A 255-nucleotide genomic window follows, 5' to 3' on the forward strand; every position below is an offset into this window, starting at 1 on the left:
CATGCGCTTTACGCCCAGTAATTCCGATTAACGCTCGCACCCTCCGTATTACCGCGGCTGCTGGCACGGAGTTAGCCGGTGCTTCTTCTGTAGCTAACGTCAAACAATAAGCGTATTAAACTTACTGTCTTCCTCACTACTGAAAGTACTTTACAACCCGAAGGCCTTCTTCATACACGCGGCATGGCTGCATCAGGCTTTCGCCCATTGTGCAATATTCCCCACTGCTGCCTCCCGTAGGAGTCTGGACCGTGT

At 51.8% G+C, this 255-nt stretch carries 1 rRNA gene; it reads right to left on the reverse strand.

Annotation, left to right across the window (positions count from 1 at the left end):
• A 16S ribosomal RNA gene (locus tag AACW90_RS23020) occupies window positions 1–255 on the reverse strand; the annotation flags it as partial.

Source organism: Vibrio frigidus, from assembly GCF_042465995.1.
Taxonomy (GTDB): domain Bacteria; phylum Pseudomonadota; class Gammaproteobacteria; order Enterobacterales; family Vibrionaceae; genus Vibrio.